The sequence below is a fragment of the Paenibacillus sp. FSL R5-0407 genome (assembly GCF_038009185.1).
GTDB classification, from domain to species: domain Bacteria; phylum Bacillota; class Bacilli; order Paenibacillales; family Paenibacillaceae; genus Fontibacillus; species Fontibacillus vini.
On record NZ_JBBPAX010000001.1, the window covers coordinates 2,852,022 to 2,868,436 of the forward strand.

General features: G+C 50.6%; 17 protein-coding genes. 3 read left to right on the forward strand and 14 right to left on the reverse strand.

The features are described 5' to 3' along the window. Positions 1 to 26: 26 nt before the first annotated feature. From NYE70_RS13790 to NYE70_RS13815, 6 genes are all read right to left on the reverse strand, one after another. A complete protein-coding gene (locus NYE70_RS13790) occupies positions 27 to 1,031 on the reverse strand; it encodes an RsiV family protein (RefSeq protein ID WP_341046378.1) in 1,005 nt (334 codons plus the stop codon). After that, a complete protein-coding gene (locus tag NYE70_RS13795) occupies positions 1,021 to 1,542 on the reverse strand; it encodes an RNA polymerase sigma factor (RefSeq protein WP_341046379.1) in 522 nt (173 codons plus the stop codon). Before NYE70_RS13795 ends, NYE70_RS13790 begins: the two co-directional genes overlap by 11 nt. 134 nt (positions 1,543 to 1,676) lie before the next feature. Beyond that, entirely contained in the window at positions 1,677 to 2,630 is a 954-nt protein-coding gene (locus tag NYE70_RS13800) for an SDR family NAD(P)-dependent oxidoreductase (protein WP_341046380.1), read from the reverse strand. Positions 2,631 to 2,702: 72 nt separating this feature from the next. Then, entirely contained in the window at positions 2,703 to 3,356 is a 654-nt protein-coding gene (locus NYE70_RS13805) for a hypothetical protein (protein ID WP_341046381.1), read from the reverse strand. 171 nt (positions 3,357 to 3,527) lie between these two features. Next, complete coding sequence (locus NYE70_RS13810) at positions 3,528 to 3,806, reverse strand: DUF6171 family protein (protein WP_213656574.1); 279 nt, start codon at positions 3,804 to 3,806, stop codon at positions 3,528 to 3,530. 7 nt (positions 3,807 to 3,813) lie between these two features. Next, on the reverse strand, positions 3,814 to 5,310 hold the full coding sequence (locus NYE70_RS13815; RefSeq protein ID WP_341046382.1) for an alpha-N-arabinofuranosidase: 1,497 nt from the start codon (positions 5,308 to 5,310) through the stop codon (positions 3,814 to 3,816). Positions 5,311 to 5,490: 180 nt separating this feature from the next. Here NYE70_RS13815 and NYE70_RS13820 point away from each other — a divergent pair, with 180 nt between their 5' ends. Then, on the forward strand, positions 5,491 to 6,414 hold the full coding sequence (locus tag NYE70_RS13820; RefSeq protein WP_213656576.1) for an ArsR/SmtB family transcription factor: 924 nt from the start codon (positions 5,491 to 5,493) through the stop codon (positions 6,412 to 6,414). A gap of 29 nt (positions 6,415 to 6,443) precedes the next feature. Here NYE70_RS13820 and NYE70_RS13825 read toward each other — a convergent pair whose 3' ends face one another. Next, a complete protein-coding gene (locus tag NYE70_RS13825; protein WP_341046388.1) occupies positions 6,444 to 7,268 on the reverse strand; it encodes an AraC family transcriptional regulator in 825 nt (274 codons plus the stop codon). 124 nt (positions 7,269 to 7,392) lie between these two features. On the opposite strand from NYE70_RS13825, the gene NYE70_RS13830 reads away from it, so the two are divergent. Then, positions 7,393 to 10,503 carry a glycoside hydrolase family 2 TIM barrel-domain containing protein gene (locus NYE70_RS13830; RefSeq protein WP_341046390.1) on the forward strand — a complete coding sequence of 1,037 codons (3,111 nt, stop codon included), beginning with the start codon at positions 7,393 to 7,395 and terminating at the stop codon, positions 10,501 to 10,503. A gap of 74 nt (positions 10,504 to 10,577) precedes the next feature. Here the strand turns inward: NYE70_RS13830 and NYE70_RS13835 are convergent, their stop codons facing one another. The 6 genes from NYE70_RS13835 to NYE70_RS13860 all read right to left on the reverse strand — a co-directional run bounded on the left by NYE70_RS13835 (position 10,578) and on the right by NYE70_RS13860 (position 15,223). Further along, on the reverse strand, positions 10,578 to 12,428 hold the full coding sequence (locus NYE70_RS13835) for a methyl-accepting chemotaxis protein (protein ID WP_341046393.1): 1,851 nt from the start codon (positions 12,426 to 12,428) through the stop codon (positions 10,578 to 10,580). After that, positions 12,425 to 12,589, reverse strand: a complete 165-nt coding sequence (locus tag NYE70_RS13840; protein WP_290408452.1) for a hypothetical protein — start codon at positions 12,587 to 12,589, stop codon at positions 12,425 to 12,427. The genes NYE70_RS13835 and NYE70_RS13840 overlap by 4 nt, the downstream gene beginning before the upstream one ends. 68 nt (positions 12,590 to 12,657) lie before the next feature. Then, the gene (locus NYE70_RS13845) at positions 12,658 to 13,002 is read right to left on the reverse strand and encodes an STM3941 family protein (RefSeq protein WP_341046396.1); all 345 of its coding nucleotides are present in this window, start codon (positions 13,000 to 13,002) and stop codon (positions 12,658 to 12,660) included. Between the two features lie 405 nt (positions 13,003 to 13,407). Then, a complete protein-coding gene (locus NYE70_RS13850; RefSeq protein WP_341046398.1) occupies positions 13,408 to 14,142 on the reverse strand; it encodes a hypothetical protein in 735 nt (244 codons plus the stop codon). A 161-nt stretch (positions 14,143 to 14,303) separates the two neighbouring features. Continuing rightward, positions 14,304 to 14,678, reverse strand: a complete 375-nt coding sequence (locus NYE70_RS13855; protein ID WP_341046400.1) for an MmcQ/YjbR family DNA-binding protein — start codon at positions 14,676 to 14,678, stop codon at positions 14,304 to 14,306. Between the two features lie 50 nt (positions 14,679 to 14,728). Continuing rightward, on the reverse strand, positions 14,729 to 15,223 hold the full coding sequence (locus NYE70_RS13860) for a glutathione peroxidase (protein ID WP_211025857.1): 495 nt from the start codon (positions 15,221 to 15,223) through the stop codon (positions 14,729 to 14,731). 117 nt (positions 15,224 to 15,340) lie between these two features. Between NYE70_RS13860 and NYE70_RS13865 the strand changes: the two genes are divergently transcribed. Continuing rightward, entirely contained in the window at positions 15,341 to 15,787 is a 447-nt protein-coding gene (locus NYE70_RS13865; protein ID WP_280520404.1) for a MarR family winged helix-turn-helix transcriptional regulator, read from the forward strand. An 80-nt stretch (positions 15,788 to 15,867) separates the two neighbouring features. Here NYE70_RS13865 and NYE70_RS13870 read toward each other — a convergent pair whose 3' ends face one another. Further along, positions 15,868 to 16,338 carry a DinB family protein gene (locus tag NYE70_RS13870; protein ID WP_341046403.1) on the reverse strand — a complete coding sequence of 157 codons (471 nt, stop codon included), beginning with the start codon at positions 16,336 to 16,338 and terminating at the stop codon, positions 15,868 to 15,870. Positions 16,339 to 16,415 lie beyond the last annotated feature (77 nt).

The following is a 16,415-nucleotide window of genomic DNA, read 5'->3' on the forward strand; positions in this document are numbered from 1 at the left end:
CGGCAGTGCGCAATCACTTGGCTGAACTATTTGAGATATACCTGACTCGCCAACACGGATGAGAGCTCTTCGGTCGGGATGACAAATTCCACGACGCCCATATAACCTGGGGCCACTTCGTATTCGTCGAATGAAATGACGAGCTGGTTCGATGAATTAATATAGAAGTTCTGATCCTTCGCGATTTTCACAAAAGCGTCCGGCATATCCTCCGACGGCTCCGCCCAGTAAATTTTGTTCGGATCCTCCGCCATTTGCTGTTTCATCTGGGCTTTAATATTTTCGCTGATCACATCGATGTAGCTGTCGTCTTTAAACAAGCTCGGCAAGGTAAGCAGCACATGATTCTTTTTATCCACCGTATCATATTGAATGCTTGTAGCCGAGGAACCCGCCGTCTCCTCTACATAACGTCCGATGGACAGAAGTCCCTCGGTCTCCGTCTTGATGACGACGCCGCTGTCCACGCTGAAATGTCCGTCTTCGCCGACCGCCTGTTGAGCGTTCATTTCGGCCATGAATTTATCGTACAGTTCCTGACCCTCCGCCAAATATTTTTCATTCAGGCTGCTTTCCAGCGACGGATCGCCCAAATCGCCAACTGAAGGTACTTTGATATCCGCCTCGTAATTGCCTTTGTCGGCTTTGTATTCCCTGACGGTCAGAACGTCTACCAAACTTCCGAGCACGGGGACTTCGGATAACGTTCGGGCAAATGCCGGACTCGTGTTCAGACCGGCCACGAAAACCGCAACCGCAGCTACCCCAATGACCCAGGAACGGCGCAACCGGGAGCGGGAACGCGTGCGGGGACCTGCCTGTGCTCCCACGTCCGAATGCGATCCACTCTGTACTCCCGCGCCCGTCATATCCCGACCTCCAGTATGCGGCTCAAGGTGCCCGTTACCGGAATCGGCTTGGCGTCCCGTCTGCAATGCGGATTTCACGATTTGGTCCAGCTCCGGGGGAATCGGAATGGATGCGTATTGTCTCTTTAATTCGTCCATGTTTCTAACCTTTTTATCGTCCATATTTTGGCGCCTCCTCGATGTTTACCTCTACCTCTACCATTTCAATTCGCAGCAGCTTTAAAGCTTTATACAGCCGGGTTTTAACGGTATTCACATTCAGACCAAGCACCTCGGCGACTTCCTCAATCTTTAAATCCTCAAAATATCTGAGTACGACGACGCTTCGATAATCGGGCGGAAGCTCGTCCAGCGCCTTTTCCAGATCCATATCCCGGTAATGATCCTCTTGCCCGGAATCCCGATACTCCAGCTCGGCGTCACTTGCGACGGCAACCCTCTTTCTCCGCCGCAAGAAATCGAGCGCTGTATGAACCACGATCTTGTAGAACCAGCTCTTAACCGCTGTCTCGTCATGCAGCGTGTCCGACTTGATCGCTTTGTGAATGGAGTCCTGCACGATATCGAGCGCATCCTCCGGATTCAAAACATAGCTGTATGCCAGCCGGTAAAAATTATCTTTGTTATGCATAACAACATCCGTAATAAGTTCGTACTGCCTAGGCTTGTTCATCTTGCCACCACCTGATTTCCTCTCGTTAGCTAACGTTGCAATCAGTAAATAGACGCACGAGGTGCGGTAAAAAGTTTGCGGACGCCCAAAACAAGAAAAAACGCCTTGCGGCGTTTTCTATGAGTCGTGTTCTGTTATTCTATTTCATTCCCAGTTAATTCGACGCCCAAACTCCACATTCGCTCTAAATTCCGGACATCTATCGCATAAGCGGGGTAGGTTTTTGCACCGAAAATATTGCCGATCTGCGCCAGCCCCTTCTCGTTGGACGCAGGCTGCACCAGCTCCCGCTTATGATTGATCAACCGGCCCGTCACCTCGCGCCATTCCTCCGAGGTGCAGATGTTGAAATAAGTTTCGGCCATACCGGACGGCAGCGGGTTGGTCCAATTTTGAGCTCTGGCCATGAGTCTCCAGCGTGGGCTCATCTTTTGGATCGTCTCGTCGGACAATTTGACGCGGTTGATTTGCAAAGCATTGACCTTGATGGGAACTCCCCTGCGCTCATAATCCTCCGCCATTTTGATGGTCAACAATAGCAGAGCCATTTTCGAATCGCCATACATCTTATAGACGCTATAAGGCCGGCTGTCGCGGTATTCGCCGCGCAGATTATCAAAGTCAATTTCCCGCTTGGGATCAAAAAAATGCTTGATGTTCGTTGTGCAGGCATGCAGGATTCGCGGGTCCTGCGATTTGACCAGATGTTGTTCCAGTAAACGGGTCATCAGAAAGGGTCCGAACGTATTCGTCGCAAACGACAATTCGATACCATCGGCGCTGAGCAAATACTCTTTTTCCCCGTGATTCAAGTAAGCTGCATTATGTATTAAAATATCCAAACGCGGGTATCCGGCTTGATATGCGGAGCAAAACGCACGGATTGAATCGAAGGACGAAACGTTAAGCTCCATCAAATCCACCTTAGCTTGGGGCGATCGGCTTATAATTTCTGACTGAACGGCTCTCCCCTTCTCCATATTCCGGCAAGCCATAATGACATGATATCCTTCCGCCGCGAACTTTTGCGCAGCCGCCCTGCCGATTCCTGAATTCGCCCCCGTGATCACCACATACTTCTTTTCCATATCATCCTCCCGGATTCATTCCCTTTTAACAACTATCTTACTGCATCTGCCCCAGTCTGTGATCTACAACTTTTATTTAGATGTAAAATAGTCCGCGATCTCGTCCGGAAGCTTGCTCTCAATATGAGAAAGTCCAAACCGGCCATCCTTCTCTCTAAGCCCATAGTTGTAGCCTAACGGTTGATCACCGATAAGTACTATAGTATATATCGTTCCATCCCCGGCTTGAAATTCGTTATGAGGCCCCTGTTGGTTGAATAGGCGGAGAAACGCATCCACATCTTCACCTTTCAGTTCTCTCAGTAAATCTCTCCCCTTAAAAATTTGGATCTGTGTAAATTGCTGACCTGCAATCTCAGGATAATGAGATTCTCCATTCTCCTCTTGCTGTACATAGATGAGATAACCGGAGATATTCGTTACCAACCCAGTATTATTGCTGTCGGTCTTTACGGCAACCACATCCTGCTCAGGGTAGCCTGGAATTTCATAAACAGGCGTGCCCTTCGATATTACGGATGCGCGTTCAACTTTGCCAAATTTAATAATTTCAGGTGTATTATTTACTAATGCCAGTTCCCAAGCTTGGATGTAAAACTTATCGCCAACCTGGATATAATCCGGATAATCCGATTCCGAATTAGGCCCGAAAATTGACTTGAGATTAGATTGCGAGCAGCCTGTTGTCAAAGTTGCAACCATCAGCAAAATGTATAAAAGCTTCATCACTACACCTCCATTACTTAGACGTATATTTAGACGCAAAGCGAGTGGATATTGTTTCCTGGCTGCCCAGGTTCAGACTAAATGAAACGAAAAAAAGACAGTTGAGTAAACTCAACTGTCTTTATACTTAAGCCTCATATGTGCATTCCACAATACGTTCACCGTCAGGGATCATTCGCTAGCCTTAACCGCACTCCACAAACCGCCGCCCGGCAGCGGGCATGAACGTTCCTTCAGCCAGGCGATCACCGGGATGATGCAGCCGCAGGCCGTACACGTCACCCCGTCCCGCAGCTTAGGACAGGAACGGCAGTGCTCCAGCCGGTCTTGGTACTCCGCTTCGCTAACCCGCCGCTCCGGTGCGAACATCGACGTTTTGAGCAGTCGTTCCATTTGGGCATCGGTAACTTTATAATCGTCGCGGCAAGCTTTGCAGGAGGTCTCCGCCATGGTGATCCTACGCTTTGACCGCCAGCTCCAGCGTCGTCACCGACATGGCCGGAAGCGTTACGGACAACGCACCGTTTTCCAGGGAGAAATCGTTGAATGCTTTCGGCGCAACGGCCTCCGGCTGCTCGAACGTGTTGTGGGCATCGATTTTGTCGCCGGCCAGCGTGCTGCCCGTAATGCTCAGGTCGCCTAAAGCCAGGCCGCGCAGATCGAGCTTCACTTGACTTGCCGAATCGGCCTGGAGATTACAGAAGCTGATATGAATGGCCCCTTGTGCATCGCGGGACGCCGTAGCCGTCACGGCCGGAATCTCCTCGTCGCCCAGCTTGTAACTGCCGCCGTCGAGCGACAGTTCCAGCAATTCTGCGTCCTGATGGACCTTATACATATCGAACACATGATAGGTCGGCGTCAGAATCATCTTCTCTCCCTCCGTCAGAATGACGGCTTGAAGCACGTTGACGGTTTGGGCGATATTCGCCATCCGGACCCGGCCGCTGTGCTTATGGAAAATGTGGAACGTCAACCCCGCTACCAACGCGTCGCGGATTGTGTTCTGCTGGTACAGGAAGCCCGGATTCGTTCCCGGCTCTACGTTGTACCAGGTTCCCCATTCATCGACAATAAGTCCGACCCGGCCTTCCGGATCATATTTATCCATAATCGTGCTGTGACGGGTGATGAGCTCATCCATATACATCGCCTTTTTCAACGTCTTAAACCAGGCCGCTTCGTCAAATCCGGTCGCTTCCCCTTTGTCTGTCCAGTCGCCGGTAGGAAGAGTGTAGTAATGGAGCGTAATGGAATCCATGAACCGTCCGGCCTCGCGCATCAGCACTTCCGTCCAGTTATAATCGTCCGAATTCGGACCGCAGGCGATCCGGTGGATTTTATTGTCATCGTAATTCCGGACATAAGTTTGGAAGCGGCGGTATAAATCCGCGTAATACTCGGGACGCATATTTCCTCCGCAGCCCCAGTTTTCGTTCCCCACTCCGAAGTAGGTAACCTTCCATGGTTCTTCGTGCCCGTTTTGGCCGCGAAGATCGGACATCGGCGATTTGCCGCCGAACGTCAAATACTCAACCCATTCGGACATTTCCTGAACCGTACCGCTGCCCACATTCCCGTTGATGTAAGGCTCGCACTCCAATTGCGCGCACAGCTCCATGAATTCGTGGGTCCCGAAATGATTGTTCTCGACCACGCCACCCCAATGGGTATTGATCATCTCTTTACGAGCTTCCCTCGGACCGATGCCGTCCTTCCAGTGATATTCATCCGCGAAGCATCCGCCTGGCCAGCGGAGCACCGGAATTTTAATTTGCTTAAGCGCTTCCAAGACATCGTTGCGAATTCCGTTCGTATTAGGAATAGGTGAGTCTTCGCCAACCCAAATTCCTTCGTAAATACATCTTCCCAAGTGTTCGGAGAAATGCCCGTAAATATTGCGGTTAATGCTTCCTTGTCCGAGATCGGCGTTAAGTACACCTTGCAGCGTCATGAATGATTCACTCCTTGAGTTAATAATTTTATTAATCAGTTTATATTTATATAAACATTATAGTCAGCATACATTCCATTCGTCAATCGGGAAAATGGAAAATTTGACGTTAAAGCTTGCAAAAGGGGTTTAATTTGATTAATATATTTGTTAATCAAATGTCTATAAGGTGGAACTCAAATGAATCTTGATCTTACGGAAGCATCCCTTCCCGTATATGAAGCGCTCGCCAGTTCGGTACGACTGCATGTCCTGCGACTGTTGACGGAGCGCCCGATGAATATTAAAGACTTGGCAAGCGCGACCGGATTATCGAGCGCGATTATGACGATGCATGTCCGCAAGCTGTCCGAGGCCGGACTCATTGCAACACAAATGATGCCCGGAAAAAGCGGCTTGCAAAAGGTCTGTTCCCTCGCCATGACCGGCGCGGAAATTCAAATCCTTGCGGGCGGTCCCTCCGGGCGCAAGAGCCATCGGGTCGAAATTCCGGTCGGCCATTATTCCGATTTTCATATCGAGCCGACCTGCGGTCTGGCTACCACGGACAAAATTATCGGCAGCTTCGACGACCCCCGTTATTTTTGGGATCCGGAGCGTACCGATGCCTCTGTCCTTTGGTTCGGCAAAGGTTTCGTAGAGTACAAGGCCCCGAATTACTTGCTGTCCAGCGAGCAGCCGACGGAGCTTGTGCTGACCATGGAGATCGCATCGGAGGCGCCGTCAACCAACAATAACTACCCGTCCGACATTACCTTCAAGTTTAACGGAGTTACTGTCGGCACCTGGACCAGTCCCGGGGATTATGGCGACCGGCAGGGCAAATATACGCCTGATTGGTGGCCTGCCTATACGAACCAGTACGGTTTACTGAAGCAGCTGCGCATTACGGAGGAAGGCACCTTTATGGATGGGCTCAAGTTGTCGGACGTAAAGTTGCAGGACCTTAACTTGAAGCGCAAAGAGTGGACGTTCCGTTTATCCGTCGAGGATGATGCGGTTCATATTGGAGGATTAACTTTGTTCGGCAAAGGGTTTGGAAATTACAATAATCATCTGGCGCTTGAGCTGTTTTATATGGAGGCGGGGGGCCGAATTTCGTAACTAACTCCGGGGCGGCTCTGCCTCTTCGATTATGAACTTAACCCGTGCAATTTTTTGAAGTCCTCCGGACTCATGCCGGTATGACGTTTAAACACCGCGCAAAAATAACTCGGATTCTCGTAACCGACCTGGTGGGCAATCTCGTATATTTTTTTGTTCCGTTCGATGAACATCAGCTTTTTGCTTTGACTGACCCGCTCCTGGTTCACGTAATAGAGCGGCCTCATTTTCATCGTCTTCTGAAACAGCCTGCATAAATATTGGGGCGAGACCGAGGCAACTTCGGCCAGTTCGGCAAGAGGCAAAGGCCGATGCAAATGTTGCGCGATATGCCGGAGCACCGGCTTCAACCGTTCCAACTCCTCATTTCGGCCAGCCGGCTCGATGAGGAGTTTTTTTAGGTCCAGGAGTACGGAATAGAGCAGCTTCGAGCATTCCGCTTCAAAATCCGCCGCTTCTTTCCCTTCCATCAAAAGCATCTGCTCAATTCCTTTTATGAGAGTCTTGGAGCGTAATTTGCCTACCCCGGATCTGTCGATTCCCGCATAGGAGAGTAGATGGCTCGCCTCCCTTCCGTTAAACGACACCCAGGCGATTTCCCATGGCGCGCTGACCGGCATATAACGATGCGGGACACCAGGAAAAAGGAAGAATATGTCGCCCGGACCCATCACATATTCTTCTTCCCCGAGCACCAGTTTGCCTTGGCCGCCGAGGACCTGGTGTAACTGATAATCGGGAAACCCCGATGGCCGGTCGGTCTCCGATTGATGCTGCCAATACCCCACCGTCGTCATAAAGACGGGAAGCCCTGCGGCCTCCTCCGTGTGGGAAAACAGGAACGCATCTTTCATCCCGCGCTCCCTCCTTTAGTTTCATATTTTGATATAGAATACTCATATTCTTTATTTTGTATGGAATGGTTCGATCGTATAATGACAATATAATTATATCATTGAATAAGAAAGGTGCTTATCGATGCGTAAAAAACTGGTTTATTCGCCTCCCGCTAACGGTTATCCCGAATGGAACAACAATCCGGACATTTTCCAGCTTGGCCGGCTCCCGGCCCATGCTCCGATGATGCCCTTTCCGTCCATATCGGATGCTCTTGCCGGCGATCCGGCTTCGTCTCCTTACTATCGTTCCTTGAACGGGGTTTGGAAGTTTGCGTTTGCTGAAACGCCGGAGCAGCGGATCAAGTCCTTCTATGAAACCGATTATGATGCCAGCAGCTGGGGAGATATGCCCATTCCTTCCCATTGGCAGCTCCAGGGGTACGATTACCCGCAATATACGAATGTCCGTTATCCTTGGGCGGAATCAGAGCCTGAACTGAGTCCTCCTTTTGCTCCAACTGCTTACAATCCTGTCGGTTCGTATCTCCGTACGTTCACCGTTCCCGAAGCTTGGGCGGACCGGCCGGTCATTCTAAGCTTTCAAGGCGTGGAATCCGCCTTTTATGTGTGGGTCAACGGAGAGCTGGCCGGGTACAGCGAAGATACGTTTACGCCAGCCGAATTCGATATTACCCCCTACCTGGTTGATGGAGAGAACAAGCTGGCTGTCGAGGTGTACCGCTGGTGTGATGCGAGCTGGCTGGAGGATCAGGATTTCTGGCGGCTTAGCGGCATTTTCCGGGACGTCTATTTGTACTCGCCCTCCCCGGTTCATATTTTCGATTTCTTCGTCCGCAGTGAACTGGATGCCCAATACCGGGATGCGGAGCTGCTGGTGGACATAACCATAGATGATGTACGCGATGGGGAAAAGTTCGGAGAATTCACGGTCGAGGCCCAGCTGTTTGACGCAAGCGAACAAGCCGTTTTGGCACATCCGCTGTCCTTCGCTTTTTCCGTTCATGGCGGGGAATCCCGTACGGCGCAGCTAACAACTACGGTTCATGATCCGTTGAAATGGAGCGCGGAAACGCCCCACCTGTACACGCTGGTCTTGTCCTTGAAGGACCGAGAGGGCCGCGTAGTCGAAGCTGTCAGCTGCAAAACCGGGTTCCGCAAGTTCGAGCTGAAGGACGGATTGATGAAAATCAACGGCAAGCGGATTGTTTTCAAAGGCGTGAACCGGCATGAATTTTCACCGGAAACCGGCCGCGCTTTGGGCAGGGAGGACATGATCCGGGATATCGAATTAATGAAGACGCATAACGTGAATGCTGTCAGAACCTCTCATTATCCAAATCAAACCCTCTGGTATGAGCTTTGCAACGAATACGGTTTGTATGTGATCGATGAGACCAATCTGGAGACGCATGGCACTTGGCAATACAATCAAAAGGAACTGAACGAATTCAATGTACCGGGCAGCAGACCCGAATGGCGCGACAACGTCCTCGACCGCTGCAACTCCATGCTCCAACGGGACAAAAACCACCCGTCCATCATCATTTGGTCGCTGGGAAATGAATCGTTCGGCGGTGATAACTTTATCGCCATGCACGATTTCCTGAAACAAGCCGATCCTACCCGGCTCGTCCATTATGAAGGCATCTTCCATTACAGAAAGTCGGAAGCGGCGAGCGACATAGAATCCACGATGTACGTGAAGCCGGCGGATGTTGAACGTTACGCGCAGAACGATCCGCAGAAGCCGTACATCCTGTGCGAGTACAGCCATGCGATGGGCAATTCCTGCGGCGGGCTCCACCTGTATTGGGAGCTGTTCGAACGTTATGAAATCCTCCAGGGCGCATTCATCTGGGATTGGGTCGACCAGGCGATTCGCACGACGACGCCGGACGGCACCGAGTATCTCGCTTACGGGGGAGATTTCGGGGAGTCGCCGCATGACGGTACTTTCTGCGGCAACGGCCTAATCTTTGCCGACCGGACGGTGACGCCGAAATTGCTGGAAGTGAAGAAATGCTATCAGGATGTAAAAGTAGAAGCCGCCGATTTGCAGAACCGACTGATTCGGATCACGAACCGGTTCCTGTTTACGGATTTGAGCAACTATTCATTGAATTGGGAATTGGCGCAAGACGGGTTAGTCGTGCAAAGCGGCATCCTGGAAACTTCGGTTCCGCCGGGAGAGTGTGCTGAAATCACGATTCCTTTTGAGCTGCCGAATGATTTCGCCAAAGAATCGGTGCTCACGATCTCCTTCAAAACGACAAGAGATCAGAAGTGGGCCCAGTCCGGACATGAAGTAGCCTGGGGACAATTTGTTTTGTCGCCTCGCCTCCTTCCATTGCGCACCGTTTCCCTTGATGCTCCGGTGCAAACGGAGGAAACGTCGGAGGAACTCCTTCTCACATGTCTGGATGCATCGATACGCTTTAACCGGTCCACGGGAGAACTTACGTCTTATTCCAGAGCCGGTAAAGAACAGCTGCTGAGTCCGGTCAGACCGAATTTTTGGCGGGCCGTCACCGACAACGATCGCGGCAACAAGCTGGCCGATCGGTGCGGCTTCTGGAGAAGCGCCCCTGCCACCCGCCGGTTGATCCGGTTTGACTATCGTATGGATGGGGCCGATTGCGTCGTTACAACCGATTACATGTGGACGAATCAGCCTGCTTGCACTCTGTCCCTCGTCTACCGGATCCATCCGGACGGTTCGATCGACGTCGAGCAAACTCTTGTTCCGGCCGAAGGCCTGCCGCAGCTTCCGGAGTTCGGACTCTTGCTCGAGCTGAGCCAAGATCTGGACACGGCCGCCTGGTACGGCCGGGGGCCGCATGACAGCTACGCCGACCGTAAAACGGGTGCCCGGCTTGGGCTCTACTCCGGAGCGGTTCGGGACCAGTACGTCCCGTATTTGAGACCGCAGGAATGCGGCAATAAAACCGACGTCCGGTTTGCACAAGTTACACAGGGAACTGAAGGACACGGCCTGCGTTTCGACTCCGCGGTTCCGTTTGAATGGAACGTCCTCCCTTGGACGCCGGAGGAACTTGAGGACCACGATCATGTATACATGCTGCCCGTCAGCCATAAAACCGTGGTACGGGTGAATTACATGCAAATGGGCGTGGGCGGTGACGACAGCTGGGGAGCACCGACGCATGAAGCCTATACGCTGCCTTCCAATCGGCCTTACCGTTTTACCTTTACGCTGCGTCCGATTTGACGGAGGCTGCCGAACGAACAAAGCCGGAGCACCGCAATATTGCGGGCGCTCCGGCTTCTTTTGATGGGTCAGGTTTATATGCTGAATTTCTTGATCATTTCCTGTAATTCCGCAGCCATTTGGCTTAACGATTGGGAGGAGGAAGAAATCTCTTCCATGGCTTGATGCTGCTCTTCCGCCCCGTTGCCTATTCCTTTCAGCTCGGTCAGTGACTCCCGTGAAATGGCGACCATTTCGTCCATGGAAGCCGAAACCTGCTCGGCACTGGCCGAGAGCTCTTCGGTCGCCGCAGACACTTCTTCAATCTGGGAAGTAACGCCTCTCACAGCCTCTTGAACCGTGTCGAACACGTCCTTTACTTTAACCATTTGGACTACGCTTCTTTCAACATCGGCAATTCCTTCCACAACCGCTTTTCCGCTGTCCGAGGCCGCGCCTTGAAGATCCAATAGAATGGCGGTCACATTACTTGCTGCCGCGGTCGTCTGCTCGGCCAGCTTCTTCACCTCACCGGCGACTACGGCGAATCCTCGCCCATGCTCACCGGCCCGGGCAGCCTCAATCGCTGCATTCAACGACAAGATGTTTGTTTGTGCGGCAATCGCGGAAATGTAGCCGACGATTTCGTTGATTTCTTGCGATTTCGACTCCAATGCCTGCATCATGACAACCGATTTGCTCACGCTGTCTTTCACGCTGCTGACGACCATAACGGCCTCATCCACCACTTGTTCGCCGGTGGCAACTTCACTGTACATATCCTGCACCTGTTGATTCACTGCTCCTGCCGATTCGGCGATTCGCTGAATGCCGGCCGCCATTTCCTCGATCGCGACAGCCGATTGCTCGGAGCTCTCCGTCTGCGTCGTCGCGCCCTTAATCATTCCCTCTACCGATTTAGCGGTATTTTCGGAGGTTTGCACGGAGCTCTCTGCAATAGCAGACAGTTCCTCGGACGAGGCCGCTGTATGCTGAATCGAATCGGTGATCCGTTCAATCATATGTGAAAAGGAATCCAGCATCCCGTTCATATTTCGTTTTAACTGCTGAAGTTCATCATGGCCTCTCCCTGTTTCCAACCTTTCGGTCAGATCACCGACGGCCACCCTCTGCATCAACTTCGTCATTCTTATAATCACCCTCATAATGAAGAAGGAGATCAACAGCGCGATTACAGCTAGCGCCACCGTACAGATCAAAATAAAGAGATCGGCTTTCTTCTGACTTTTCTCCGCTCCGCTCATCAAGTCATGCTTATTGCCGGAGACGATAACCTTCCAGCCCGTCAGTTCCACCTTGGCAAAAGAAGCGATCTTAGCTGTGCCGTCCTCTTCGACATAATCGACGGTTCCCGAATCTTTGGCCAATACCTGCTCCTCGTAAGTTTTGATCTTCGCAGCATTGGCGTAGTCTCTGAAATCTTTGCCAACCTTCTCTGCTGTTAGGTGGGACATGTATACCCCGGAGGAAGATAACAGGTAGGAATAGCTGGTCTCGCTCATCAGATTAAGATTCAATTCCTTCTGAATATTACCCGGCAACAGAATGGCCTGGATCAAGCCCCGGAACTCTCCACTGTTATCCGTGATCGGGATGTCAATGATGATGCTTTGTTCGCCGCTTGTCGTATCCATCAGGATGTCAGAGATCCCAAGCGTCTTCTCTTGCTTAATCCGCTGAAAGTTAGAGAAACCCGATAAATCCAGCTGCGTTCCTTTCTGGTCAAAAGACTGCCCATCTGCCGTTGAATACGAGATCGACTGTACGTCCGGATTCAAAGCCTTCATTCCTTTAAGGAGCGGCAGGATCTGTTCCTGATCCCCGGAAAGCAGCACCGGTTGGTACTCCTTGACTGCATTTTCAAAAGCGCCTATTTTCCCCTGCAGCATGTCATTCAAGGCGTCCGCATTAGCTTCGGCTGTCATTCCTGCTGCTGCTTCACTTTATCCCTTACCACATCGGTAAAACTGGTGCCGAGCAACATGGAAACGACATACAAAGGAATAATGGACAGCACCAGCAACAATACGGGTAATTTCAATTTCAATGTGTCCAGCTTGCGCCAAACCCCGGTGAATGATTTCATAATGATTTCCCCTCTTATTCTCACGATATACAATCTATGATATTTTATCGACATAAACGACATTATCATTAGATCTCTGCCCGGCTAAACCTGATTTTTCGAAAATAAATAAAAAACGCAGGAATACTTCCTGCGCTTCGTCGTGAAATGTTGACAGGAGCCCCTGTCAGCTTCTGGTTGACCGAAATCAACCAGCGCTGGATACCATTCTTGCTGTCCAAAAAAGCTTGGGGATTCCGTAAACGGATGCCGATCGTCAACTGGTTAGCAACATTAAAGATCGAGATCGACTCAACTTCACTCCATAGGATCCGGCCGCCTGCAACATAGGAGGTGCGGTCGAGCAATCCTCCGTCATCGATTTCCAGCACCGGCGAGGTATCAAACAGGACCTCCATTTTCCCATGATTCATGGATAGCAACATCCTTTCGAAGCAGCATTGCCTTACGGGCAGCTTTGCTATCCAGCTACGGGCATGCTAACAACCGGCGATTCGTCTTAGCTAGTTCGATCTCAGACACATGGGTCCAGCCTGCGATAGTCTCGGCTAACGGACACCACGGCCCTTAAAACGCCAAATTCATGACATTTCAAACTCTAACGGACATGACGGCCCTTAAATGCCGATTGAACGCATGTTTTCGGGTCAATCAACTTAGTTAAGGTCCTGTGTGTCCGTTAGCTTTGCAAAGTAGCCGTTATCGATCCAATAGAGTCCCTGGTGTCCGTTAGACTGGAACTGAGAAGGGCTGGTACTGCCGAATGGAAATGAAAGTGTCGAAAGGTACCGGAACCGGAAAAACAGGAGAGGAGCTGGCTAGGGCTTTAACCAATTACGGATTTCATCCTTCACAAGTCGGGTGTCCCAAGGGTGGAAGAACACATGAACCCCATCATCAGCGAGCGAATAGGCATATCCGAGTTGCCCATTTTCCATGAAGAAGACCATTTGATAATAGTCAGGATCTCCATCTTTGTTCTCAGGCGAATAGCCCGGCTTATCCGTTCCATGATCCAAGAGTTCTATGAAACGCTCCTTATCCCGATCCTTCAGTGTATTAAACGGGGCGGTCTCATCGAACCGGTACAAGGCGACGCTGGCCACCTGATCTTTTGGTATATCCTTATACCGTAGTCCAAGCGTTCGGGCATGATCTTCTCCTGCATATAGACGATGTCCGCCAATGGATGTCTCGTCCTTCGCAGCGATCAATTCTTCCTTGGCAAAGCCTTTGACCTGATACAGCTTCGTGCCGATTTCCAAAAAAGCGGCATCCCCGGGCTGGGTCTTATAATCAGGATTCGTAACCACATCCCCTACCTTGAACTTCACCTCTCCTACAACCTCATCTGTGACATCGTCGGGATCACTCAACACCAATTCATACATGCCTGTGTAGGTCTGATCGTTCAGCTTCACAAAGTCGACCCAATCAATAATCGAATTCCCTTTAATCGGATTCGAATTTGAATTTGGATTCGGTTGGATCTTTCCAGCAGAGCATCCGCCTATAATCATTGCAAAACCAAGCAGCAACGTGAATAATTTCATGTTAAGCCCCCCCTTTTGATACATAGACGATGGCAAGGAGCAATTTGTTCTAAGACCCGCGGCGAATTCATCGAATTGAAAAATGAGAAGGGCATTTCATATGGAAGGTAAGGCAAACATGAAGACATGAAGGTATTAGAAAAGGGAAGGAGGAGCAGGAATTACCTGCTCCCCCCTATTTTTAGAAGAACCGTTTCACGAGCCGCTTTGGTTAAACTGGCGAGCACCAATTCATAGGAATGATCGATCATCGCTTTCAGGTCATCCACGGCGAGGCTGCCGTCGGCGGCTACGGTGTTCCAGTGCTTTTTGTTCAGATGATAACCGGGCCGAACGCATTCATGCTGTTCCCTCAGATTGGCTGCGATAACCGGATCGCATTTCAGCGAAATTTGAACTTCATCGTCGGCTTCCGCCCGGGTAATCAGTGCAAACATTTTGCCCCCTACCTTCATAACCAGCGGCGACGGCCCGAACGGATAATCCTCTACAGCTCCTTTCTTGGAAAGGCAATAAGCGGTGAGCTTGCTGTACACAGGTATCTCTCCTTATATTCTTGATAAACGAAATGACTCGTCATCATTAATTATACACGCGCCGACTCCGTTAGCAGCTGTATGATCTCATTTTCGATTTTTTCCGGGGTTTCGTTCGGTCCAAACCGCTTCAAGACATTGCCTTCCCGGTCGATCAGAAATTTCGTGAAGTTCCACTTGATCGACTTCGATCCCAGCACGCCCCGCGCCTTATCGCTTAGATACTTGAATAGCGGATGAGCTTCGTCCCCCTTCACGTCAATCTTTGCAAAAAGAGGAAACGATACGCCAAAGTTCAGCTCACAAGCCTGGGCGATCGCTTCGTCCCCCTCCTCTTCTTGGTTCGCGAACTGGCCGCATGGAAAACCAAGCACCGCGAATCCCTGGGCTCCATATTCATCATGCAGTTGTTGCAGGCCTTTAAACTGCGGAGCAAATCCACACTTCGTCGCAGTGTTGACGATCAATAGCACTTGCCCTCTATACTCGGCCAGCGTTTTCTTTTCCCCGCGAATCGTCTTTACCTCGTAATCGTAGACAGACATTATGATCTCCTCCGGTTAGGTTTTATAAATTAAATTTTATACAATTTAATTTGATACGTCAAATATAAGCGTGTTATAATTAGATCCAATTATGTATGTAAGGAGAATTGTTCCGTGATACCCGAAGACGAACTGCTCAAGCTGGAGAATCAACTATGTTTCGCTTTCTACGCCTGTTCCCGCGAGATAACGAAGCTGTACCGCCCGATCTTATCCAAACTTGGGCTTACGTATACGCAGTATATTACCCTGCTCGCGCTGTGGGAAAAAGACGGCATCGGCGTCAAAGAGCTTGGCGCCCGCCTGTATCTCGATTCAGGAACGCTTACGCCCCTGCTCAAGAAGCTGGAATCGCAGGGCCTTTTGACCCGCACCCGCAGCAAAGCCGATGAGCGCAACGTCATCATCGAGTTGACCGACGAAGGACGCGCGCTCAAGACGCGTGCTGCGGAAGTTCCCGCCCAACTGTATTCCGGCGCCGGACTCCGGCAGGAGGAACTCGAACCGCTCCGTGCGCAGCTTCAGTCCCTGCTCCGCAAGGTCGATGAAGCGGTGGAATCTTAAAGCGAGGCCCCTTATTTCAACCGGAAAGAGAAATAAGGGGCCATCTATTGTTTCCGGAGTTCAATCACCTTTTCAATATATCAATCCCAAATCTTCGGTCTCTTCACTCCCGCGCTTCTCAAATAATCTAAAAGTTGCCCGGTATGAACCGCTTCATGGTAGGCAATTCTCAAAAGCATATCCCCTAAAGCTCGGATATACCCAACGTCGCTTCGATCGATCTTTATGTTGGATAGATCCTCCGGTGAGTAAGATCTTACGGTATCCATAAAGGCTTTCCGATATGGCTCTGAAAAGCCAAGCTCCTCTTTAAGGGTCGTAAACTCCCTTTTGTCATAGGGGGATTCATAATCAGCCACGCTTCCTTCATTCAATAAGGCAAGATGATAATAACGTTCACTATCCAAAACGTGCCGGATCATATCTTTCACGCTCATGGCATCAGAATCCGGTCTCCAATCCAAGTATTCGGCAGGAATGCTCTCCCAAACAATCAAACTTCTGCGGCGAATCTCTTCCAAATTCCAAACTACACCCTCTACAGCATTCATTAACTTTCATCCTCTCAATCCAAATGTTATCTCATTATTTTATCAGAACTTATGTTCGCAAAACAAACTAAAAGCAA